This window comes from Halobacillus sp. B23F22_5, from assembly GCF_043497085.1.
Classification (GTDB): domain Bacteria; phylum Bacillota; class Bacilli; order Bacillales; family Halobacillaceae; genus Thalassobacillus.
Genome location: NZ_JBIEKI010000044.1, coordinates 1 through 641 on the forward strand (window position 1 = coordinate 1; position 641 = coordinate 641).

The following is a 641-nucleotide window of genomic DNA, read 5'->3' on the forward strand; positions in this document are numbered from 1 at the left end:
CTGATATAATTCCGCCATCGCACCCATTTTCATTTCTACTAGTTTACGTAAAGTTTCTTGGTTCATTATTTTGTATCCCTCCCAAAGTATTTAGCTCCACGGACAAATCCATAGTCGTCAGATGTAGTGCGAGGTCTGTTAATATCCGTTTTTTTATTTTGTTTTTTCTTCTTATTTCTTTCTACTACACTTTTAAAGACAGAAACCGTTGGGTTTGTTGAAATTTCAAGTAAGGTTTCTGTTGCTTTCTCTATTTCTTCATTTGGGTATTTCTTTGCTATATTCCTCAGTGTGCTAAGGCTATTTAATGCTTTTTTCTCTACATTCATTTCTAAGATACGAGAGACAAATTGAGTCATAGATGGCCCAATTGTTTCTGCCCACTTCCGGTTATTTTCTGGATTATGATCTAAATATAATCGGTGATTGTCAGGCATATGGTCTGGATTGGTCTCTAACTGGCCAATTTCACCATGTTGTCGTTTATGGGATGCAATCCGGACTTCTTTGAAGTAAACTTCAATTAAATCCGTGGTCAGTCGAACATCGACATTCTCTCGGACATAATCATATGGAACGGAATAATACATTCGATCAACTTGGATGTGGTAGTTCAGTTGAACTTTTGCTGTTTTCCATTC

1 protein-coding gene is annotated in these 641 nt (G+C 36.7%); it reads right to left on the bottom strand.

Annotated features, from left to right (window positions below):
- Positions 1 to 65 precede the first annotated feature (65 nt).
- On the bottom strand, positions 66 to 641 hold a 576-nt coding region (locus ACGTN9_RS21030), incomplete at its 5' end, for a Mu transposase domain-containing protein (protein WP_499596486.1).